We start from the raw sequence: 23,997 nt of genomic DNA on the forward strand, positions 1-23,997 counted from the left end.
CACTCGTAGAAATCACATTAGTCCATATGCCACCTTGACAGTTTTTCATTAGAGCTTTCTAATTAATAGAGAAGAAATTTAATAATATGAAAGTTACGGCAACTTTAAATAGATTTTCAAAATAAATGATGGAAGGAAGGTAAATAAGTTGAATTTAAAATTGTTTCACAGGATTATGGATCATATGCATGAAAAAGACTGGAATATAACCCAACTCGCTAAAAATTCTAATATTCATTTGACTGAAATAAGCCGAATTCTAAATCATAAACAATCTCTTTCATTACGTAATTTGGACGCAATTACTGCAGGCCTGGGTCTGGAGGGAGGTACTTTTTACTCAGATTATATTGAAGAATGTTTTAATGAAAATAAGATTATGGATAAAAGAAGAAGTATGGAATTTTTATATAAATGCGCATCACTTGGGTACGAAGATTTGCTTCAAAATATGTTTAATAGAGTTTTAGATGAAAGGTCGAAACAAATACTTAAGAAGAATTTAAATTATATTTTTTTAGTTGCAGAAAAGCTTTTTGAAGAGAAAAAAGTACTGCTGTCATTACCACTATATGAGTGTGTTATTGAGAGTACACCCGATCATCATTCAGCTCAATTAGCTAAAAGTTACTATAAGAAATATTACATAGTTCGGTTGACAGAACAGGGACCTGATGCTGAAGTACTTGTTTTAAGGCATTTTCATAATTTGCCACAGGAATTGCAATTATCTACTTATTTGTGGATTATGGCAACTTGTTATATCCGCCAGAATTGGGAAAAGGTAATGTGTTACGCTAAGGCCTTGGAGAAAATTGCTAAGGAGGAAGAATATTATGGAAGAGCACTCCTTTATCAAGGATTCGCATCGCTTCGTTTAGGTAGCTCATTGGAAGAAGTGTTGAAAGTAATAGATCGATATTCAAAAGTAAATGGATATTATGCGGACTTAGCTATAGGCAATCGATTTGTCGTTTACTTAGAATTTGGCCAATATGAATATGTTGATCGCTACCTTGATTGGTTGGAGGGAAGAGATGACATGTTTGCTGGATTACCTAGAATTTTAGAAGTCTATTTAAAACTTGAGCGGATCGATGATGTTGAAGTCTTGTTAAAGCAATATTTTTATATTTTTGAGGAAACCGCTCTAAGTAATGAATCTTTCAGGCAGCAAATGCATCTGCAGCTCCGCTTTTCACATGCTTTATATCAGTGTGCAAAAAATAAAATTACAGAAGGTGTGCATGAAATTTTAGATGTTTTAATAACAGCAATCGAACTAGGGGTTGCTAAATCGTTTAGTAAGGCTTTAGTGATGTTTTGGAAATATAGACATAAAATTAATCTAGAGCATGAACGAAAATATTTACAAATATTAGGTAGGTAACTAATTTCAATCATAGAAATGAGAACGATGACAATTTTTGTTATCGTTCTTTTTTTATAAAAAAAATAATTTGACAGAATTTTCGAAATAGTAAAATTCCATAAAGTCTTTTTATAATAAAACGCGTAGGACTATTTAATTGAAGGGAAGAGAAGGATGAGAAAGATTAAAAATCGTATCACTCCATTGACGCTAAGTATGGGGAGGTTAATATTAATCAAGAATTTACATTAACTGGTTCACAAAGAAACATGAAAATCACTGCAACTTTACCTGAGCAGGCTAACGTGTCGGGGAATATTCCATTAGTGGATATTACGTTAAAAGTTAGAGATGATAAATTTATTAAAGAACCTACTACACTTGTTAGTACAAATACAAATTATACTGATACAGCAAATAATGTAGTACAAGTAAAGTCTGCAGATTTTTATGTATCGATGATTCCAACATATTCTGAAACGTTTGGTGATGTATTAGCAGAAGGGTTAATGAGAAATGGAGCAACGTACTTTGGAATTGACCATACTGCAGTTGGCGGAACACTTAAAGCAGTTGATGTGAATGGAATTGCTTATAATGGCGTCATTTCAAAACAGCCATCTTTTACGTTAACGAAACTACCAATTACGAATAAGCCATTAACATTCGTTATGGATATTCCTGGACATTTTACAGTAAGAAAACCATTTTTGATTAGTGATAACGATAATGGAAGTTTAATAGGGCAACGCATGAAGCTCAACTATAATCCTGCTATTGCTGGGGATGTAAATAAAGATGATGCGATCGATGTTCTTGACGCAATTTACATCCAAACTTTTTGGGGTACAAGTAAGCGTGAAGCAGACATTAACTTTGATGGAAAAGTGGATGCGACAGATATGGGATTTGTAAAGAAAAATTATTTAATGCAAAATCCGACAGCTCCAAATGCTCCTAAACCTAAAAAGACTTATAAAGGTCAAACATTAGAGAGTGTACTAGAATCGCTTAACATTCAGTAATAAATTAGCAATCTATAGAAGAGAATTCGTAGAAAATTTACTTACTTAAATGGAAAAGGGAGAAAGAGAATGAGAAAAAACATTACGAAATCAGTTACTGCACTTGCTATAGGAACAAGTTTACTTGCTGGAGGCTTTGTATCATCATCTGGAATTAAGCCAGTAAATGTACAAGCTGCTATGAATACAGAATCGATTTTAGCAAAGCTTACACCAGAGCAAAGAAAAGCTTTAACGCAACTAAAAATGAGCGATCAATCTGGTCTGCAGATTAGTCCTGATGTGAATTTAAACAGTGATGAAAACATCACGGTAATCGTTCAATTTAAAACTTTACCTTCTAAAACTGCAGTCCTGTCTGCAAAGGCTGAAGGAAAGACTTTAAGCGTGTCACAGGCTGATCAACAAGTTGAAGATTCTCATACAAATTTTCAAAAAGATTTAACATCAATTTTTAAAAATGATAAAGATAAGACGCCTTACACAATTAAGCGAAAGTACAAGCATGCTTTTAATGGCGTATCAATGCAAATTCCGGCTAATAAAGTTGAAGCTTTAATGCAATCAAAAGCTGTTAAAGCGGTGTGGGAAAGTAAAGAAATAACAGTTGACCCTCCGGTTGAACAAGAAAGTACTGAAACTGGAACTGATTTACCTGAAGGAGATGTGAATCCATTTTTAGGAGTGGACAAGCTTCATGAAGAAGGTTATACAGGTAAAGGAATCAAAGTAGGGGTTATTGATACCGGAGTTGACTATAATCATCCTGATATTAAAGCAGCATATAAAGGTGGCTATGATTTCGTCGATAATGATAGTGATCCAATGGAAGCAACTTACGACGACTGGAAAAAATCTAAACAACTAGAAGTTAGTGCAGGCGCAACATATTACACTGTACACGGAACTCATGTATCTGGGACAATCGTTGGACAAGGCACAGCTGACTCTGAATACTCAGTTACAGGTATAGCTCCAGATGCTGATTTATATGTGTATCGCGTACTTGGTCCATACGGTAGGGGTTCATCAGATGCAATCATCGCTGGAATTGACAAGGCTGTAAGTGACGGAATGGACGTAATTAATCTATCACTTGGATCGGATTACAATGATCCGATGAATCCACTTGCATTTGCTATTAACAATGCAGTGCTCTCAGGCGTAACAGCCGTGTTAGCTGCAGGAAATGCTGGAAATGGGATGTATACGGTTGGAACTCCAGGAAATGCACCATTAGGACTAGCAGTTGGGGCAAGCAGTGTACCGACTACAATCGCGGAATTAAAGGGGTCAGTTCAATCTGGCAGCGGCAAAACGGCTACGGACATTCGCTTAATGGCTAAGAGCTTTACAGATCAGATTCAAAACTTTGTAGGTCAAAATTTACCAGTTGTAAATGTAGGTTATGGAGCTTTTGCAGACTACAGTGGTAAAGACGTTAAAGGCAAAATCGCTTTAGTTCAACGTGGTAGCATTACTTTAAACGATAAAATTAAGTTTGCTAAACAAAAGGGAGCAGCGGCTTTATTCATCTATAATTCTGATCCGAAAGAAGGGTATGTTCCCAATTATTTAGGGGAAGGAGTCGCAAATATTCCAACCTTCTCTTTAACAAATGCTCAAGGATTGGATTTATTACAAAAAGTTAATGCTGGCGATACTTCCTATTCATTTGAAAAATTAGGTGAAGTGAAAACGGAAGGTGACAAGCTTGCACCATTTAGTTCACGTGGTCCTGCTCGTGTAACCTATGATATTAAACCTGAAGTTACAGCTCCTGGAGTAGATATTCTATCTACTGTGCCTACGCACTTCGCTGGTAGTGCATCACTTGGTGACTATAAACACGCATACGCACGCTTGTCTGGAACATCAATGGCAAGTCCGCATGTAGCTGGTATTGCTGCATTAATTTTACAGGCGCATCCAGATTATACGCCATTAGATGTAAAAGCAAACTTAATGAATACTGCAGACCCACTAAACGATAAATATAGTGTTTATGAAGTTGGTGCAGGGCGTGTGGATGCATATGAAGCAGTACATGCAGGAGTAAATATAGAGGTACTAGATACTACTGACACAATGATCGGCAATAAAATGAAAACGATTAAAGAAACTACAGGAGCTATTAGCTTCGGTACATTTACTTCAACTGGGGTAAATAGAGAAGACCATCGTAATGTAGTATTAAGAAACGATAGCAAGGAAACGAAAACATTTGATATAAAAGTAGTTTACCAAACTTCTAGAATCTCAAAAGACGCTGTTGCAAATAACGTAAAGATTACAGTCGATTCAGAGTTAAAGGTAAAACCAGGACAACAAAAGAAACATGCAGTATTTATTGATATTCCAGCAAATGCTGAAAAAGGGACATATGAAGGATATATTGTTTACACAAATAAACAAAATCCAGATGAAACGTATCAAATTCCGTTTGCAGGACGTTTCGTTGAAGAAGGTATTGAAGAAGTAGGAGCATTTCCATATGCACTGACAAGTAATACGTATGACAATCATCCATTTACGAGACCACGTACGGATTTATTCTTCCAGCTGAAGTCTCATATGCGTTATATTGACGTAATACTGACAGATGCAAAAACGAATGAAGACCTTGGAATTATTGGAACATTAGATGGAATTCAGGCTGATGAAAATGTATTGTATAGAGTGGCAAATGGATTTGGTGGAATTTATATACCATTTTCTGCTGAGCCAAATAGTCCGCTAGTTTACAAGTATGTGCAGGCAAAACCAGGGTTATATAAAATTAAATTTATTGGACGAAATGATCAAGGAAAAACTTTTAGTTCTGAAACAAAGGTTTATATCGAAGACAATAATCCAACTGTTCAACATAGTTTACCATTCGGAGTTTACGAGTACGAAGATGGACAACAATCAATTCCGTTTTCAGGAAAAGTTTTTGATAAAGATATTGAAGATATGAAAACAATGGGATTTGATATCGACCAGTCATATAACTCGGTTGTAGGGTATTATGATACATTCATGGGTCCTTACGGATGGGTTGATTCGCCTTCAGAAGAATTAACTGTTGACGAAAATGGTAACTACAAAGGTGAGGTTAAATTAAATCCAAACGCTAATTTTACAAGATATTACTCATTTGCAATGGACTCCGCATCAAATGGTGATTTCGGTAGAATGAATGAAACACTTTTTGTTAAAAAAGGAAGCCCATATGTGACAGGTACCTTAAATAAAGAAACGATAAAAACGGGAGAAACCGTTACAGCTACTTTATCTGCTCAGAACTTAAATAAAACAAATAAAGTATCTTTTGAATTTGACTATGCGTCATACAACTTTGATATCGTTGGAGTATTGAAAAATTCACAAACGAAAAGTCAAATAAGTTCAGTGACAACTGAGGAATCAGCTTCGACAAGTGGAAAACATATGAAGATAACAGTAGAGTTAACAAAGCCTGTAACTAGCGAAGTACCACTTCTTGATATTCAAGTAAAAGCTAAGAGTGATAACTTTAATAAAGGCTGGTATGAACTTCAGGATTTAAAAGCTAACGTTACAAACAAAGCTGGTACTACAGAAAGTGCACCTGGATTTATGAAGTCATTCAATGTAATACCGACTTTTTCACAAATGGCTGCTAAAGTTATTCCAGAAGCATACTTTACAACTCAAGGAGCACAAATTGCTAAAATCGATTACACGAAAATTGGTGCTAATGTAAAGGTAAGTGATGGTCAAAATAATGTTTATACTAACGTAACATATCATCCTGACGGTTTCTTTGAAGTGTTCAATCTTCCTTTATCTGATAAACCTTTTACAGTTGAAGTCGCTGTACCAGGTCATTTCACAACAAAAGGTATATTTACAATTGGAAAGTCAACCGAGAATGGAGTACTTGGAGAAGCAAAATTAATTGGAGGAATAAGTCTAATCGCTGGGGATGTCAATAATGATGATGTTATTGATGTAAAAGATGCAATTGCGATGAAAGCAAACTGGGGAACAACTAATCGAGCAACTGATATTAACTTCGACGGTAAGACGGATGCAAAAGATTTTGCCTTAATTGAGCAAAATTATCTGATGAAAAATCCAACCGTAACCGATGCTCCAAAACCTGTTAAAAAGTATCAGGGAATAACAATTGATCTTGTTAAAACTCAATTAGGAATTAACTAGAAGCGTATTTTTAAAAGACAATCAAATGGGAGAAATCCTAGTTGATTGTCTTTTTTTTCTACAGAACACAGAATTTATTATTCAATAAAATCCACAAAGTGTTCGACTTAATCCAATTCTCTACAAAATATAAAAAAATTGAAAAAAAGAATTAGTTATGAAATAAAAGCTTACTTGAATATAAATTTAATAAAACCTGTCTACGGAGGACTATTTATGGCTTTTGTTGCAATCTATACAGTTGGTAGGCTAAAACACCCATATGACCACTCTGCTTCTCGTCAATTTTTTTCTGTAGGAAATGATGTATTTCGTCAGGCTACAAAATCAGGAAACATGCTTGATGCGTTTTCATCTGATGGAATCTCTCTCCCTGAAAATGTTAGTAAGAGGGAAGGTTATCCTATACTTACACTAACGGTATGGAGGAATCTTGAAACCTTATATCGTTTTACGTACTCGGGACAACATAAACAAGCGTTGAAAGATCGAAGTAAATGGATGGAACCTTATAAAGAGAAGCACACTTCATATATTGTGTGGTAGACCGAGAAGCAAAGCGATGTTTCGTGGGAAGAGGCCTTTAAAAGATATGACTATTACATTCAAAATGGACCAACTCCTACTGCTTTTGATTTTAAGCATGCATTTGATCAATATGATGAAGCGTTATTAATTAAGTAGTAATAGATTTCTAGATAAATTGTGTCTTAATGATAAAAAAGTAGGAATTTTACAAAAAAATAATAATTCCTACTTGATTTATAGGAATACTTGTATTAATATTTTCGTAAATTATATTATTAAAAGAAAAGGGGGAGAAAAATGAATACATTTCTTATCTGCGTAAATGTTGTTATCTTATTAGTACTTATGTATGGCTTGTATTTTATGCAAAAAAAGCATGTATCTTTTTCAAAACGTGTATTCGCAGGTTTAGGTTTAGGTCTTATTTTTGGTTATATTATTCATCTAATCTATGGAACTGAACATGAAGTTACAGTCGGATCAATTGACTGGTTTAGCATTGTTGGTAGTGGTTATGTAAAACTATTACAAATGATTGTTATGCCACTAGTATTCGTTTCGATTGTCGGAGCGTTTACAAAATTAAAGTTAACTAAAAATATCGGTAAAATTAGTGTCCTTGTTATTGGGATTCTACTTGGTACAACAGCAATTTCAGCAGCTATTGGAATTGGGTCTGCTTTAGGATTTGGACTTGATGGAATCAAAATTTCAGCAGGTGCTGCAGAGACTGCTAGAATTACAGAATTACAAGGACGTGTTCCAACTGTTGAAGCTATGACAATTCCAAAACAAATCCTTGAATTAATTCCAAGTAATCCATTTTTAGATTTAACTGGTGCACGTGCAACATCAACAATTGCAGTTGTAATTTTTGCAGCAATTGTGGGGATTGCCTACCTTGGTATAAAACGTAAAGAGCCTGAAACTGCAGAGTTTTTTGCAAAAATAATTGATACGCTTTATACAGTAACGATGAGAGTCGTATCGTTAATTCTTCGTTTAACACCTTATGGAATCTTAGCAATCATTACAAAAGTAGCAGCAACAAGTGATTATGATGCAATCGTAAAATTAGGTAAGTTTGTAATAGCATCTTATGTGGCTTTAATCGCAATGTTTATTGTGCATTTATTATTATTATCATTTGCAAAACTAAGCCCAGTAAGATATGTGAAAAAAGCATTACCAACTTTATCATTTGCATTTACTTCACGTACAAGTGCTGGAACTTTACCAATGACAATCAAAACACAAACAAAAGATTTTGGTGTTTCAGAAGGAATTGCAAACTTCGCTGGTTCGTTTGGTCTTTCAATCGGTCAAAATGGATGTGCAGGTATCTACCCAGCAATGTTAGCTGTAATGGTAGCTCCATCAGCTGGTGTTGATCCAACAAGTGCATCATTTATTATCTCTCTAATTCTAATTGTAGCAATCAGTTCATTCGGTGTAGCTGGTGTCGGTGGAGGAGCAACTTTTGCAGCTCTTATCGTACTATCAGTTATGAATCTTCCAATCGCAATCGTTGGACTACTAATCTCAGTTGAACCTCTAATTGACATGGGCCGTACAGCTCTTAACGTTAGTGGAGCAATGACATCAGGTATCCTAACAAGTAAGGCTACAGGAGAATTCGAAAGTGAAGTCTATCAGCAAACGGATGTTGTGGAAGCATAAATGAAAAACTAAATACAAAAAAGAGTCCCAAGAATTGGGGCTCTTTTTTGTATAAAATTATCATTCGATTTATTGGTAGACAATAAAAATGTATTCACTTAATGTATACATTAAAAAAAAATTATACATTATTAAGAATTTCTTAATAGAGTTTATTTGTAGACATAAAAATTAAGTTTACTTTACATAAGGTCAATAATTAAGATGTATAATTAATGGCTAATTTTTACTAATTATATAACAATTTTTTAAATCTAGAAGGATCTATGCTAGATAGGACACCGAAAAATCTAGCTAGCAGACATGAGTTCAAATTCATCTACTTAAGTTCAAGAACGTTGTTTTTCTTGAACTTTTTTGTATTTATTTAGACGTTAAAAATCAATTTTGGCTTAAGGTTAGGAGAATGAAGGGTATATAGTTTTGAGGACTTTGGTATTTCTTATTTGATTTACTTCTTGAGGAAAGCATTTAAGGTTAATAGTTTTTATCATTACGGATTACTTAACACAAATGGTTACGTTAATAATTGATAATTTAGAATTAATGTTCAGTTTACATAGTGCTTATATAATTGTCCATGTGATATTTTTCACCATCTCACTGAAAAAATAAATTGAAATTCTAAAGCGTGGCTGACTTCACTAGGAGAAGAAGTCGTAAGGAAGTTAAGTTCATTTAGGAAAAGGAGGAATAATATTTTATTGATATTTAACTATTTTTCACAGTTTATTAAATGTTGTAACATGCTTTACTTTATTGAATTCACTTAATATTCGGGAAAATGTTCAGTGAGTTGTTCTGTTAAATTGGGTGGAAACCTTGTAGCAAGAGTTTGTGAATTTAGCTCAAAAACTGTCCAACAAGGGAGGGACAACAAATTCGATGTACCGGGCACACGTTAATATGTATCCATAGATATCTCTATTCATTCGGATGGTAATAAACCCGATTTAGTTTTCCTGTTATAAGTGATATTCATATTCAAGCTAAAAGTAATAATTTCTTAGAAAAGTAGGTCTCTACTTTAGAACAATTCGCAGTAATCGTAGAAAATTAGAATGCCTGGAGGTTTTCTGTAATGAAAAGAATTTTATCCATTTCTCTCGTATTAACGATGATATTCGTTATGATATCAACCACCAAAGATGCACTTGCAAACGAATCGGATACCAAACTCGTTAAAATCGACAATATGCAGCCGGTTTACGGTCAAACGATCACCGCCAATGTAATCATGGGTCATGGTTCAATGGGCAAAAATCTAACATTTCAATGGCAAGTACAGAAATCACGTATAAGCGATCAATATATTAATGTAAAATCGGGTGGTACATCCAAAAGCTACACCGTAACGTTAAATGATATTGGTAAAAAATTGCGCGTTGTTGTTGCTTTACCATCAAATGGTGACAGAAAAACTTCATTGCCCACAAATGCAGTATTAAATGCCAACCCCCTTATTGCATCAATGAAATTCGACAATAATTTAGCGGACGATGCAAATCAAGAGAAATTGGAAGGGAAAGGAAATTATAGTTATGTAGATGGTGTATTACCCGGGACCAAAGCTCTGCACTTAGAAAGCGGAGACGGTAATTATGTCGGTACGACGCATAGCTTGAATTTTGGTAATGAAAGTTTTACCACATCCTTCTGGTATAAGGGTGACACTAACAATAATCAGGTAATTTTATCAAACAAGGATTTTACTAAGAGCACTAACGAAGGCTGGGCGATTTATACATCAGCCAATTCGGTCAATATGAATTTAGGATTCCCGACCTCATCAGTAAAATTTGGGCGTGACACGTTTAATGCTTCCCATTGGCGTTACGTGACATTTGTTGTAGACAGAGAAAAAATGCTCGGATCGTTATATATTGATGGTTACAAAATGACTGAAACATCGCTGGGGGTCGGAACTTTAGATACATCGAACCCATTAAATATAGGTAGCGACGGATCAGGCAAAAATGGGGGTAATTCATTCGATATAGCTGATCTGAATGTTTGGAAAGGTGCATTTAGCAGTGAGATGGTTCAAGCTAATTATAGTAGTTACGCTGTAAATAAAGTAGATATAAAAGCACTTAACGACAAAATATCAGAAGCAAATACAATAATAGCAGACGGTCTCGGTAACGGCTTCAGCCAAACCGATTTTGATTATTTGAAGAAGGTTTTTAATACGGCAACTAAGGTTGCAACAACGCAAAAAGTAAAATTATATACACAGGAAATCATCAATTATTACGAACGTGAACTAAACAACGCCATATTCATCTATCAAAAAAGCAATAAAACATTAACTCCCGCCGGTTTAAATATGATTGTGGACAGCGATCCTGAAGTAAGTGCTAATCCTGCAACAATCGCGCGCATTGAAAAAGATTACAGAACAGAACTGAGACTATTCCCACAAGCCGACGTACTCTTTATTCCTGGCGACGTTACCGGTGGTAATAACGCCAATGAATATGTGTGGATGAAAAATCTGACAGACATTTACAATAAACTTAAAGGTGAGGGTCTGTTTGACAATACGAAGCTTTATATGGTACGAGGCAACCATGATATGGGGGGCACCGAAAAATTTATACCTGTCGGTTCGGCGGGTGCGTGGAACGACTCAACGAATTCTTACGATAACAATTTCTTTAATAGTGCTTATAGGGTAAAGGTAAAAGGATATAATATTGTAGGTTTTGACGGAAATTATAACAACGACAATACAGTGGGAAAAACCAAAGATTTACTCAACCAAATTAAAACAGAAGCGGATTACGATCCAACCAAACCCATATTTGTATCTTCTCACTACCCTATAAGTGGAACAGTGTGGTCAGGGAGATGGAGCAGCGCAGCAAGTAATAATGTAGGTAAATATATTGCCGACAATGACTTGTCGCAAGTGGTATATATGTCAGGTCATACGCAATACGACCCGACCGACGAACGTTCTCACTATCAAGGTTCTGCTACGTTTCTCGACAGCGGTGCGAGTTCATATTCAAGTTATATTGATGATGGTCCTTACGGTGGATATTTAGAAGGCTCGTATATCAACTATAAAACCACACCTCGCATTGTGAATTTCTTAGAGGTTTACGGTTCAAAAATTATCATCAAACAGTATAACTTAAGTACAGATGAATATGTAGGCATACCTTCTGTAAAAATCGTTGGTGAAGGTAAAGAGGCCTTTACCTATAGTAGGAGCGATATAAGAGAACTCATAGCTCCGGAGTTTGAAGAGGGTATTACGGTCGATTCCTACAAAAACAACGAACTTGCTTTTACAATAAAGCAAGCAAATGACAATGTGCGCGTTTTGGAATATAATATTCAGCTTATCAACAAGCTCACGGGGAAAGTGGACAAATCGTTTAACAGCCTTTCGCTTCCACTAGACAAGCCGTTCGATGAATACAGGCATTATAAGTTTACAAATTTGTCGCCGACTACTCCGTATATACTCAGGGTATTCGCTGACGATTCCATGTACAATCGTTCGTCGCAGGACATTGAAATTGAGGCTCAAAGAGTTAATTTGAACAGCATCACTGCGCCTGCATCGCTATCTGCGAACAATGGAACGGCCAAGACAGCGGAAGCTCTTGGATTGCCTACAGAAGTAATTCTTGCAACCGATAAAGGAAATGTGGACGCAAGTGTGACTTGGGATTTAAGCGGCGTTAACTACGATCCGGCTATCAAGACGGTGCAGACCTTCTCGGTGCCAGGGACCGTAACTCTGCCTTCCGGAGTTGAAAACCCGAACAATGTTCCATTGACAACAAGCATTAACGTAACTGTTCAAGCAGTTGGAGTAGCTACAGGCCCAATAACACTAGACAAATCCCAGTACAGCCAAGGGGAAGCTATTACCCTATCCTATACTGGGGCAGCGTTAAACGGGAAAGATTGGGTCGGCATATACAAAACCGGAGATGTTCCTCCAGGTGCCGGTGCATCTTTGCGATGGAGTTATTTAAATTCTGGATCTGGAAAAGTTAGTTTAAACAATGGACTGGCCCCTGGCACTTATGATGTACTCTTTTTGCTCAATGACGGTTATACGGTAGTGGATCGCAAGACATTCCAAGTCGTTCAACCGTGACGTTAAAGAGCATAACAGTGCCTGCAGCCATCACAAAAGTAGAGCAATTTAAGTGTTTGAAACCAAAAGTATACACGCAGGTTTCATCGCATTAGCGAAATTTAGGATGGATCGGTAATGAAAGGGGGAGAGATCAATTTTCTCCCCCTTATCGATTTAAACGATTAATAGTACCAAAGGCGTACTAAATCTGCATCGCAGCTTGAAATAAGTCGAGCAACATGTTCAGGTTGCAGAATGAACGTTCGTAACAGGATAAACTATATTGCAGATTGTAATACTAACATTTCATGAAAAGAGGTACCGCTATGAAGATGCGTTCATTACTGACCATGTTCATCATCATGTTCTTATTATTTTTTGGGGCTACCACAACTTCACTTGCGCATTCCATAGATATGAGTTACTCGGATTTAAACATTGAAGGAAACGAGATTCTCTATGATCTTTTTATTGAACAAAAAGACTTGTTTCCACATTTCGGTACTGACTTGGATAATCTGGTGAACGATGAACTGGCCTCGCAAAAAATCGAAGCTTATTTACAGAAAGGTCTCCGCATAGATGCTGATTCGAAGCAGCCCTTAAAGTTGGAATTGGTTTCGATGAACATGGCGCAAAAGGGTGTCGTAAGAGGTGTGGAATTTCAACTGAGGTTTATCGCCGATGAAGAAATCAAACAATTTAATCTTCATTACCATCTGGTATTTGACGATGTGCCTACTCATACGAGTGTACTCATGGTCCATGCAGGTGATTATTTTCAGCAGGATATGATTGATAACACTAATAAAGATATTCTGATCAACCTTCCAAAGGGCCTTCCCAAGGACCCTCCCAAGGACCTTCCAAAGGCTAAGATTGGTGCTGTTTTGTGGAAATACTTTAAGCTTGGCATAGTACACATTTTGACAGGTTATGATCATTTACTGTTTTTGTTATCCTTAGTATTAATCGCAACTAGATTCAAGGATGCGTTGAAAATTGTTACTGCCTTTACTATCGCCCACAGCGTTACACTGTTCTTTGTGGCGACAGGTCGCATTCACGTCATCCCTTACTGGGTCGAATCCTTGATTGCCCTGACAATCTGTTATGTAGCAGTGGAAAACATATTTGTTAAAAAGGTGAAATGGCGGTGGATATTGACGGCCTTATTTGGCCTGATTCATGGCATGGGCTTTGCCGGGGCCTTGGCTGAAACTGGACTTCCAAAGAGTAATCAACTTGGCTCACTCCTGACGTTTAATTTAGGTGTGGAAGCAGGACAACTCATGATCCTGTGCCTATTACTTCCTTTCTTGCTATTGATGAAACGTTTCCCATGGTATCGTAAAATGATGGTCTCAACGTCTTGTCTTATTTTTGCGGTGGCATTTTATTGGTTAGTTCAAAGACTACAATAAGTCCATGATGATTCCTATTTCTGATTTTTTACATTGGGAAAATGATTTTGTGCGATGTTTAATTCCATCATGTTACATTTAATTGCAATAAATTTATTTTTATATACTGGTACTATTACTATATTATTTTATATTTTTCTAGGTACAATTGAATGCTCCTTATTGTGGAGCTAGTAGATGCATTCTACTTGAATTCAAGAATAAAAGAGTTCAATGAGACTGTTGAACAGGCTATTTTGGATTATATTCGAGAAACTAGAAATGCTTAATATGAAAAAACAGGGTAAGAAAAAATTTATCAAATCTAATTTTAAAAAATGATAGATAAATAAAAGGACTTTACATAGTTTATATGACTAATATGTAATGTCCTTTCTTATACATGAATAAGTTAAAGATCGAGTAGGCTACTTCGGTAGACTATTTTCTTGCTAATTGACAATGAGAAAATTCAATTATAGCAATCTATCTCGGGTCAACACCACAATTTATAGCTGCTCATAGATTTTATGAAAAAAATGAATTTACGAGTATAAAACGTACAGATTTACCTGAGAAATTTCCAGTGGTACATGTCGATAAAATATTTTATAAGTATTTGGTAGATTAGATACAAAAATTTTTTTAACTAAAGGATGCAAAAATTGAACAACTTGGACTGCTTAAGAATCTATTATTTCTTGTTCTATAATAAGGGTAGTTTTGGATTCTAAAAAAAGAATTAAATGTAATGTTTATGAGAAAGCGGCTTGCTTTCTTTTTTTGTTGTGGATCTGGAATTTTTATGTTCTAATATGCATTAAAAAGTCATTCCTTTTAGCGACCAAGTAAATACTTATGAAAAGAAAATATTTTGCCAAAGATGATATTCATAGGAAACTTTAGAAAAGAAAGTATATATGAAATATTAATATTCTTTAGTACCCATTAAATAGAAAAAAATTAGCGATTTATGTTTTCGAATATTTTAATGATTTTTCAGATTCTTAATGATTGAGATCGTGTAGAGTAATTGCCAAGTAGTGTTGGAATTTTAGAGATGTTGTACCTCACTAGCAAATTTAAATGTGGAGAGGCTAGTAGTTATATAGTACTTAGAATCCATTAGTGAATTTGTTAGAATAGTCAGACTTTACAAACTGCGAATCTCGCCTTTATACTGAAAGTAGTTGGAATTTTATTTCAATTATAAGTGATGAAATTTTGAATTTTCTTTTCAAAAATGAAACGAATATTTCAACAATTAGGCTTATGAAGGTTTGGATATTTTATTATAATGGGAGGAGATTTAAATTGGCTCGAATGACTCGTAGTATTGTAACGTCAACGCTGTCGCTTGCTTTGGTTACTACAACAGGTTCTGTCAGCTATGCTCAAACAAATACAGAGAAAACCTCAATTCAAACAGAGGTGAATGGAATGAAACAAATCAAACAAAGTGATAACTTTCCCGTATTGAGCAAAGTAAAACGTCCTGAAGAAGTTGGATTTTCATCTGAGAAATTAAAACAAGTAGATGAATTAATCCAACAAGACGTAAACAATGGTTTTCCAGGTGCAGTTCTAATGATTATCAAAGATGGGAAAATCGTAAAAAACACTGCTTATGGGTACTCAAAAAAATACGATAAGCTGTCACCACTGAAACATCCTCAGAAAATGAAGACGAATACAATGTTTGATTTGGCATCAAACACTAAAATGTATGCAGTTAACTTCGCTCTTCAACATCTTGTTAGTATAGGGAAAATAGACTTGAATTCAACTGTACAATCATACTTTCCAAATTTTAAAGACAAATCAACTGATATGATTAAAGGGAAGGATACCCTACGCTTAATTGATATTTTACACCACACTGCTGGTTTTCCAGCTGATCCGCAATATCACAATCTTACTGTAGCAGGTTCTTTATATACTCAAGACCGTAATGAAACATTTGAGAAAATCGCTGAAACACCGTTAGAATACGTACCTGGAACAAAAAACATTTATAGTGACGTAGATTATATGATTCTCGGTTTTATTATTGAGAAAGTAACAGGACAAAGACTAGATGACTATGTAGAAAAGACGATTTATAAACCATTAGGTCTAAAACACACAATGTTTAACCCGTTACAAAAAGGATTCAAACCAAAAGATTTCGCAGCAACAGAGCTAATGGGGAATTCGCGTGATGGTATCATCTCCTTCCCGAACATTCGTACATACACAATACAGGGAGAAGTTCATGACGAGAAGGCTTACTATTCTATGGGTGGCGTATCCGGACATGCAGGGCTTTTCTCGACGACAAGCGATTTAGGGGTTCTTTTGCAAGTAATGTTAAACGGAGGTGGATATGGAAAAGTAAAACTATTTGATCCAAAGACGATCGATCAGTTTTCAGCACCTTCCGATTTAAATCCAACATATGGGTTAGGGTGGAGAAGAAATGGCTCTCCAAGTATGTCGTCTACATTTGGATTGTATGCAAGTCCAAATGCGATTGGACATACAGGTTGGGTAGGCACACTGACCATTATAGATCCAGATAATAATTTAGGGATTGTCTTACTGACCAATAAAAAACATTCACCTGTAATTGATCCACTCACAAATCCGAACAAATTTGCAGGTGATGACTTTGCTACAGGACAATATAAAGCAGTAGCAACTGCTGTGTATGAGGCATTGATAAAATAAGGGTTAGTATTGAATAGAATGCATTACAATTGTTGATTTTTATACTTACCTAGAAAAGAGAAAAATCTTGTGTCTTGAATGATTTTTCTCTTTTTTTTTTGTCAAAAATTTTTTCAATTTAGGATTTGCTAAAGTAGATTGTTGATTTTCCTATTCAAATTTCATGAAAATCAGTTTCTTCATAAATAGATAAATGACATAAGTTGTGGTGCAACGCTTGAGCTTCATGGTTGGATAAATGGCAAGTAAGTTACATAAGTGATATGTTAAAATGTTTTAATAGTAAAGAAAAAGTGAAGGGAATGCAATAAATGAACAAGTTAAATTGGGACAGAAATCAACTTTGGGAAGGTTGTATTTTAGCTTCGATAGCCCATGCAATTATGGTAGCTCATTATCCAGATATTTCTCATGAACAATCTTGGGATGGGTTTAATTATAGTGTTCAAGATGGCTCTGGTACGCGTGGCACTATAACATTTCATCCAAATTTTTTAGTAGGTGCCTTCAGAAATGACCATAGCGAAAGGATAGTAGATTACAAAAATGCTATCGAATATTTTAAGGGTGCCCCTGAAAAGTCCAAAGAAGTAGCATCTGAAGAAGCGCTTTTATATTTATTAGATGAGATTGAAGTAAAGACTGTCCCAGTTATAACAACTGCATTTTGGGGGGATTTTCATGAAGTATACTCGCATGATACTTATGAGGATTTTATTGAAAATGGTGGTTTTCTTATAGATAGACAAATAGATAATGGGAAAATGCTATAAATGATTGGAAAGAAGAATATGAAATGTCTGAGATTCAAATAGTCCTATTAAAATCCATTTTCAAACGTAAAATCGAAAATCCGACTAAAGACATCGTACTAAATGAAAAAGAAATAAAAATGATTGGGTCGGAAGATGAAGAAGGTCTAAGTGAAAGTAGAATATCATTTGAAGAGCTTGGAATTACGTGGAAGTTATAAAATTTATTATTTTACTTATTATAAAATAATGTTGCGATACTTGAAGATTACGGTCACAAAAATGGCCCGTTTTTTATTGAACAAAATGACAGTTTAGTTAAATAAGAAATTCCGATTTCCATGAGTCTTTTGATTGATTAATACTTTTTGGTTAAATGATAAAATTAAAATGAATTTACAAATATATATGATATCGATTGATTTAGAGGATATAGAGTTCAAATTTAGTAGTATCAATTTGCATGATTATGATAGTTTATTATTTAAGTCAAATTGTAAAAGAGTTACGAAAAAGATAAATCATATTGATATAAAAAGTTGAACTCTGGGAGAGTGTGAAATGGATCAATTAACACTAGGTAGAAAAGAGCAGCCGGGGCTATTGTATAAATCGGCAAAAGCCTTCGCCAGAAAATCATAAATCTATTTCTTAGAGGTGCTATCTTGAAAAAAATCGTTCTATCTTTTTTGTTCGTTGTCTTCCTTAGTGCATGTAATCATCATGCTGCAGAAGACAAACTGTTCGGAAAGTGGTCTTACCACACAAAAACAACGAAATCGAATGAAGATGTTGATTATATGATTGAATTTAAAGAAGACAAAAAAACAAAGCATGGGGTTCTTATGAGATACACCACGAAAATGGCCGCTTTTAGCCAAACGTTCGAACGACATTACAAAATCGTCTCGTCGACCGACAAACAAGTGAGGCTGAAAATAAAAGGGACATCAAACATTTTAACGGTAAAGGTGACAGATAAATCCATAACATTATTAAAACAAACATATAACCGAGTTGACGAATAAGTGTAAAGTAAAAAGCAGATATAGTTCATTCTGTTATTTGGATCGTGTTAGTAACTAAATTTTAATAAGGGTCCTAAAAGTTGTCTAATTAGACAACTTTTTTTAGTTCAAAAATAAACAATTATTTAACTGAGCATCGATTTTAAGAAATTAAGTATAAGAACTTTTTGGAAATTTTATTGCAAATGCAACAAAATTAAGATAGATTTAATGTATAAAATTTTTATTGCATTTGCAATAAAAAACAAGGGGGTATTCTGGATTATGTATATTCCAAAATATTATAAAGTCACAAATCCTGAAGAAATTTGGGAATTCGTTCAAAAAAACTCTTTTGGCACGATTATCACAACAAAACAGGGAAAACCAATTGCGACTCATTTACCACTAGCTCTAAGTAAAAAAGGTGAAGATTATTATATTACAGGGCATATTGCATATGGAAATCCTCAATGGAGAACATTTGAGAATAGTGAAGAAGTACTTGTTATGTTTCAAGGACCTCACTCATACATTTCATCTTCTTGGTATGAAGTTGAGGAAGTTCCAACTTGGAATTATCAAGCCGTGCATGTTTACGGAAAAGCAAGCATTTTAGAGAGAGATGAATTAGTAGATGGATTAACAATCATGCTAGAAAAATATGAGAAAAATCGTGAAAACCCAGTATTGTGGGATAAATTGTCTCCACAACTTTTGGAAAGTGAACTAAAGGGTATTGTTGGATTTAAGATTAAGGTGGAAGAAATTCAAGCTTCATATAAATTAAGTCAGAACCGAAGCGAAAAGGATTATAATAATATCATTGATAATTTACAAAAAGAAGGAGATCCACATTCAAAACAAATGGCTGAACTGATGGGAAAGAGATTAGAACATTTATCTTTTAAGGAAAGTAAGAAGTAAATATGGTGTTAAAAAATGAAATTGAACTAATACATTTCACTAACTGCATATAAATTATTTAAAGCTGTCTTTTTAGATAGCTTTTTTTGCTTCAAAAATAATTAGGTATGACAAAGAAATATCATTTAAGGGAAGTGAAAGTAGATGTTGATTTTGCTACTTACGGTACCAATTATATTAATAGGATTATTTTGTATATGGGTCTCAATTTTCAATAAAAATAAGCTTTTCTTAAAAAAATATTTTATTTCATAATAGGAATCGCATTGATAATTATCGCGATTTATCTATTAAATTTCTATTTGTTTTTTCGTTTTTAGTGGTACAAGTGTTTCATTTAAGAACACTAATTTCTATGTAACTCAACAAATTATTTTGGCCACAGAAATATTTTTGTTGTGTAGACAAAAGAATAATTAGAACCTGTGGTAAAATTAAATTACATATCTTACCAAATAAGTAAAAAATGAACTGTTGTTACTAAGAATTTAATGTACATTCTAGGGTTAGCTAATAAAAAATATAAAAATACATAATATAAAAATACTAGTGAAGAGGAGTTTAGAATGAAAGAATTTTTACAGCTTTTAAAAAAGGGTAATAAATCTGCTTTATTAGCGGCTATAGTTAACGCTGTAATAGCGATAATAAAAGGAATAGGTTTTAGTATGACAGGTAGTGTCGCACTTTTTGCTGAGATGATGCATAGTGCTGCCGATACTGCAAACCAAATTTTTGTATTTAGCGGTTCAGCTTTAAGTAAAAAGGCACCAACAGATCGGTTTCCAAATGGATTTGGTCGACTTGTTAATTTAGTTTTACTTGGAGCAGTATTAATTGTGGGAATTATGGCATTTGAAACGATTGTCGAAGGAATTCAGCATATTGTACATCCAACCCACTCTTCAGGTATGGCTATTACCCTTACTATTTTAGGTGCTTCGGTGGTGCTTGAAGCCTTTGTACTTTACAAAGCAATGAAAGAAATTAGTCATGAATTGGGAATAACAACAAGTGGTTTTGGAGTGGTTACCGAGGCAATATCTAATTTAGGAAAAGCGAAACCAGCTACAAAATTAGTTTTCTTAGAAGATACAGTTGCAACTCTAGGTGGATTATTAGCGATGATTGCAGTAATCATTGCTTATTTTACACCATTTCATCAAGCGGAAGGTATTGCTTCTGTCATCATCGGTATTTTGATGTTCCTTGTTGTTGGAAAAGTATTTCTTGATAATGCTGCAGGGGTAATTGGTGAATCCGATGAAGAAATGGAAGACAAGATTGGTGAGATCGTAATGGAAGATCCAGATGTCAAAGATATTCAAGCTCTTACGGTTGTCAAAGAGGGTGAAGATTTACATGTTGAATTAGAAATTGAACTAGACCCTAATTTAACGGTAGCTCAAGCAGATGACATAAAAGACCGATTAGAAGAAAAAATTATGAAAGAAAAAGGTGTAACAGACGTAATTATTGAATTAGACGAAGATGATGGAATTCAAAATTGGACTGAAGACGATAAAACAGAATTAATCAAAAAATAGTAAAGATTGAAACGACAAATATCAATTTTGTCGTTTCTTTTTTATTTAGAACTTTTTGTCCATAATGACCTACACCATTAACTAGTTTGTGGCCGTAAGTATTATAGGCATACGACGTTTTGAGCGGGATAGAGAAACTTGTTAAAATACAAACTAAAACAATTAAACTTGTAAAAAATTTTTTCATACTCTCTCTCCTTTATTCACTTTAGAAAAAATGGAATTTATTTCCTACGCATGTATATATTACCAAGCTATACTTATAGCATCGTGCGAATAAACGAATTATTTGTGAATGTTTTAACAAATAATGTTGTGTAGTGTTTGTTTTCTCATAAATCAATAGATTCTTAAAGGATTCAATCAAAAAGGAAAGAATTATATTAATTGTACAAACTTTTTAATGAAAGTTTGTTACGAACTTGATAGAGATATTACATTAAGATGTTAAAATACATGTTTTAGTTAAAGGTATATTAAGGAAAAATTATCAAAAAGATAACAGGTAGTTTTCTTGTATAGTAGTGTTAGGGGAATTAGGACAATTCTATGTCTTAAAGTGAATTGTTTAATTCTAATCTACTAAAACGTACATAAAAAGATAAATCTTAGAATGAAAATAATGGTTCTTTGAAAAACGTGAAATTATGTAATCGGTATGACGAGGAGGAATAATCATGTTTGAATTTGAAAATATAGAACAGTTTGCAAGAATAAAAGTTATAGGTGTTGGTGGCGGAGGAAATAATGCCGTTAACCGAATGATTGAAGATGGCGTAGAGGGCGTTGAATTTATTGCTTTTAATACAGATGCTCAAGCACTAAAACAATCAAAAGCTGAAATTACAATGCAAATTGGAGCAACGTTGACGCGTGGTTTAGGAGCAGGTGCAAATCCTGAAATTGGAAAAAGAGCTGTAGAAGAAAGTAAGTCGCAAATTGAGGAAGTACTAAAAGGAGCGGACATGGTGTTCGTTACAGCTGGAATGGGCGGTGGAACAGGTACAGGGGCAGCACCTGAAGTTGCAAAAATTGCTCGAAAGCTTGGTGCTTTAACAATTGGAGTAGTAACTCGTCCTTTCAAATTTGAAGGTAAAAAACGTGCAACAAATGCTGAAGGTGGAATTAAAGAACTTAGAGAAGCGGTTGATACATTAATTATCATTCCAAACGATCGATTATTGGAGCTAGTTGACAAAAAAACACCGATGCTCGAAGCATTCCGTGAAGCGGATAATGTACTTCGACAAGGGGTCCAAGGGATTTCCGACTTAATCGCAGTACCAGGATTAATCAATCTTGACTTTGCTGATGTTAAAACGGTCATGTCTCATAAAGGGACAGCCCTTATGGGAATCGGTATTGCAAAAGGTAAAGATCGCGCTACAATCGCTGCTCAGAAGGCACTAAACTCTCCTTTACTTGAAACTTCTATTAATGGAGCTCATGGTGTAATTATGAATATTACAGGTGGACGTAACTTAAGTCTGTTTGAAGTACAAGAAGCTGCAGATATCGTTGCTTCGGCATCTCATGAAGAATTAAATATGATTTTCGGTTCGGTAATCGACGAAAACTTAAAAGATGAAATTATTGTAACGGTTATTGCTACAGGATTTGCGGATAAAGAAGAGAAAATGGTAAGAACTCCTTCTAGACCAATAGAAGAAGCACCTAGCTTATATAATAGAGAGCAACGATTCCAACAGGATCAGAGATATCGTGTAGACCAACAGCAAGATTACGGTCGCTATAATGATCAGCAAGACTCTGGTCGATTCACAGAACAGCAAAATTATGGCCGTTACAATGAACAAACCGATCATAATCGCTATAATGAACAACAAGATTATGGGCGCTATAATGAACAACAAGATCATAACCGTTACACAGAACGACAAGATCATAATCGCTACACAGAACGACAAGATCATAATCACTACACAGAACAACAAGATTACGGTCGCTATAATGAGCAACAAGAATATGGCCGATTCAATGAGAAAGAAGATTCAACTTCATATATTCCGGCTTTCTTACGTAATCGAAAAAACAGAAATAGATAGATTTATAGATGTAGAGAAGGACATGAGTGTTGATGCTCATGTCTTTTTATTTTGGCTCAATTAATAAATTTTATGGTTTTTATAAAATAAAATAGTAGTAAGGAAATTTTTGATAGTAGTTGAATAATCATTAATGGTTATTCAGCTAAATGGCGGTATAGTTGAATAAGAAATAGTAGATTATTAGTTTTTTTCTATTTTTTTTTGCAATGTATATGTACCCAAACAGCTTGTCCCTTTTGAGCATAATATTAATAGTAGATTATAATTTTGCATAAAAGGAGGAGTTAATCTTTGATAATTGAAATGATTAATGGATTGACAAGATCATTTATATCTGGGCTTCTATTTAGTTTTTTTAGTCTTACAATCCTTGTTATTGTGGCTGGAATTACAGTAAAAAATTGGAAATCATTTATTAAATGGATGAACTTATTAATCTTTTATCATGCTTTTATCTATGTAGTAGTTAGGCCGTTTATCTATAAGACAGAATTTCCACCTATCGAGCAAACAATTTGGGGTTTTGCAATTGTTTATCTTCTTATCAATGCTGTAATTCTATTTATGAAATTACTAGATCATTATAAAAAAGGTTGATATAAATTAATTTAACAAATGGACAGAATGTAAATTTAATATTGTCGAATGTACAAAAAAATAAACATTTTTTTAGAAACGGAGTGAT

At 34.4% G+C, this 23,997-nt stretch carries 13 protein-coding genes and 3 pseudogenes; 15 read left to right on the forward strand and 1 reads right to left on the reverse strand.

The features are described from left to right. Positions 1–184: 184 nt before the first annotated feature. From ACFVR2_RS01400 to ACFVR2_RS01460, 13 genes and pseudogenes are all read left to right on the forward strand, one after another. Complete coding sequence (locus tag ACFVR2_RS01400) at positions 185–1,390, forward strand: hypothetical protein (RefSeq protein ID WP_387358215.1); 1,206 nt, start codon at positions 185–187, stop codon at positions 1,388–1,390. 251 nt (positions 1,391–1,641) lie between these two features. Next, positions 1,642–2,397: a dockerin type I repeat-containing protein gene (locus tag ACFVR2_RS01405; protein WP_387358217.1), complete on the forward strand. Its 756-nt coding sequence runs from the start codon at positions 1,642–1,644 to the stop codon at positions 2,395–2,397. A 69-nt stretch (positions 2,398–2,466) separates the two neighbouring features. Next, the gene (locus tag ACFVR2_RS01410; protein ID WP_387358219.1) at positions 2,467–6,585 is read left to right on the forward strand and encodes a S8 family serine peptidase; all 4,119 of its coding nucleotides are present in this window, start codon (positions 2,467–2,469) and stop codon (positions 6,583–6,585) included. Between the two features lie 216 nt (positions 6,586–6,801). After that, complete coding sequence (locus ACFVR2_RS01415; RefSeq protein WP_387358221.1) at positions 6,802–7,131, forward strand: DUF3291 domain-containing protein; 330 nt, start codon at positions 6,802–6,804, stop codon at positions 7,129–7,131. Between the two features lie 279 nt (positions 7,132–7,410). Further along, entirely contained in the window at positions 7,411–8,793 is a 1,383-nt protein-coding gene (locus ACFVR2_RS01420) for an L-cystine transporter (RefSeq protein ID WP_335475537.1), read from the forward strand. Positions 8,794–9,874: 1,081 nt separating this feature from the next. Continuing rightward, positions 9,875–12,916 carry a LamG-like jellyroll fold domain-containing protein gene (locus tag ACFVR2_RS01425; RefSeq protein WP_387358224.1) on the forward strand — a complete coding sequence of 1,014 codons (3,042 nt, stop codon included), beginning with the start codon at positions 9,875–9,877 and terminating at the stop codon, positions 12,914–12,916. 308 nt (positions 12,917–13,224) lie between these two features. Further along, complete coding sequence (locus ACFVR2_RS01430; protein ID WP_387358226.1) at positions 13,225–14,322, forward strand: HupE/UreJ family protein; 1,098 nt, start codon at positions 13,225–13,227, stop codon at positions 14,320–14,322. A 463-nt stretch (positions 14,323–14,785) separates the two neighbouring features. Next, positions 14,786–14,932 (forward strand): annotated as a pseudogene (locus tag ACFVR2_RS01435) (GNAT family N-acetyltransferase); the annotation flags it as partial. An 809-nt stretch (positions 14,933–15,741) separates the two neighbouring features. Continuing rightward, positions 15,742–17,010, forward strand: a complete 1,269-nt coding sequence (gene pbp4b, locus ACFVR2_RS01440; protein ID WP_387360415.1) for a penicillin binding protein PBP4B — start codon at positions 15,742–15,744, stop codon at positions 17,008–17,010. A 311-nt stretch (positions 17,011–17,321) separates the two neighbouring features. Then, positions 17,322–17,983 (forward strand): annotated as a pseudogene (locus tag ACFVR2_RS01445) (hypothetical protein). Positions 17,984–18,427: 444 nt separating this feature from the next. After that, the gene (locus ACFVR2_RS01450; RefSeq protein WP_387358228.1) at positions 18,428–18,790 is read left to right on the forward strand and encodes a hypothetical protein; all 363 of its coding nucleotides are present in this window, start codon (positions 18,428–18,430) and stop codon (positions 18,788–18,790) included. 264 nt (positions 18,791–19,054) lie between these two features. Beyond that, complete coding sequence (locus tag ACFVR2_RS01455) at positions 19,055–19,696, forward strand: FMN-binding negative transcriptional regulator (protein WP_387358230.1); 642 nt, start codon at positions 19,055–19,057, stop codon at positions 19,694–19,696. Between the two features lie 566 nt (positions 19,697–20,262). Continuing rightward, positions 20,263–21,243 carry a cation diffusion facilitator family transporter gene (locus tag ACFVR2_RS01460; RefSeq protein WP_387358232.1) on the forward strand — a complete coding sequence of 327 codons (981 nt, stop codon included), beginning with the start codon at positions 20,263–20,265 and terminating at the stop codon, positions 21,241–21,243. Here the strand turns inward: ACFVR2_RS01460 and ACFVR2_RS01465 are convergent. Continuing rightward, entirely contained in the window at positions 21,233–21,430 is a 198-nt protein-coding gene (locus ACFVR2_RS01465; RefSeq protein ID WP_387358234.1) for a hypothetical protein, read from the reverse strand. The two genes, ACFVR2_RS01460 and ACFVR2_RS01465, sit on opposite strands and share 11 nt — an antisense overlap. A 490-nt stretch (positions 21,431–21,920) precedes the next feature. Between ACFVR2_RS01465 and ftsZ the strand changes: the two are divergent. Continuing rightward, positions 21,921–22,985 (forward strand): annotated as a pseudogene (ftsZ, locus tag ACFVR2_RS01470) (cell division protein FtsZ); the annotation flags it as partial. A gap of 618 nt (positions 22,986–23,603) precedes the next feature. Then, on the forward strand, positions 23,604–23,909 hold the full coding sequence (locus ACFVR2_RS01475; protein WP_387358236.1) for a hypothetical protein: 306 nt from the start codon (positions 23,604–23,606) through the stop codon (positions 23,907–23,909). The last annotated feature ends 88 nt before the right edge of the window (positions 23,910–23,997 follow it).

Origin of the sequence: Gottfriedia sp. NPDC057991 (assembly GCF_042886615.1) — a bacterium.
GTDB lineage: Bacteria > Bacillota > Bacilli > Bacillales > Bacillaceae_G > Gottfriedia.

Coding starts and splice junctions, on each gene's coding strand:
- ACFVR2_RS01400 (WP_387358215.1), top strand. CDS start 185: ATGCATGAAAAAGACTGGAATATAACCCAACTCGCTAAAAATTCTAAT.
- ACFVR2_RS01405 (WP_387358217.1), top strand. CDS start 1,642: ATGAAAATCACTGCAACTTTACCTGAGCAGGCTAACGTGTCGGGGAAT.
- ACFVR2_RS01410 (WP_387358219.1), top strand. CDS start 2,467: ATGAGAAAAAACATTACGAAATCAGTTACTGCACTTGCTATAGGAACA.
- ACFVR2_RS01415 (WP_387358221.1), top strand. CDS start 6,802: ATGGCTTTTGTTGCAATCTATACAGTTGGTAGGCTAAAACACCCATAT.
- ACFVR2_RS01420 (WP_335475537.1), top strand. CDS start 7,411: ATGAATACATTTCTTATCTGCGTAAATGTTGTTATCTTATTAGTACTT.
- ACFVR2_RS01425 (WP_387358224.1), top strand. CDS start 9,875: ATGAAAAGAATTTTATCCATTTCTCTCGTATTAACGATGATATTCGTT.
- ACFVR2_RS01430 (WP_387358226.1), top strand. CDS start 13,225: ATGAAGATGCGTTCATTACTGACCATGTTCATCATCATGTTCTTATTA.
- pbp4b (WP_387360415.1), top strand. CDS start 15,742: ATGAAACAAATCAAACAAAGTGATAACTTTCCCGTATTGAGCAAAGTA.
- ACFVR2_RS01455 (WP_387358230.1), top strand. CDS start 19,055: ATGTATATTCCAAAATATTATAAAGTCACAAATCCTGAAGAAATTTGG.
- ACFVR2_RS01460 (WP_387358232.1), top strand. CDS start 20,263: ATGAAAGAATTTTTACAGCTTTTAAAAAAGGGTAATAAATCTGCTTTA.
- ACFVR2_RS01465 (WP_387358234.1), bottom strand. CDS start 21,430: ATGAAAAAATTTTTTACAAGTTTAATTGTTTTAGTTTGTATTTTAACA.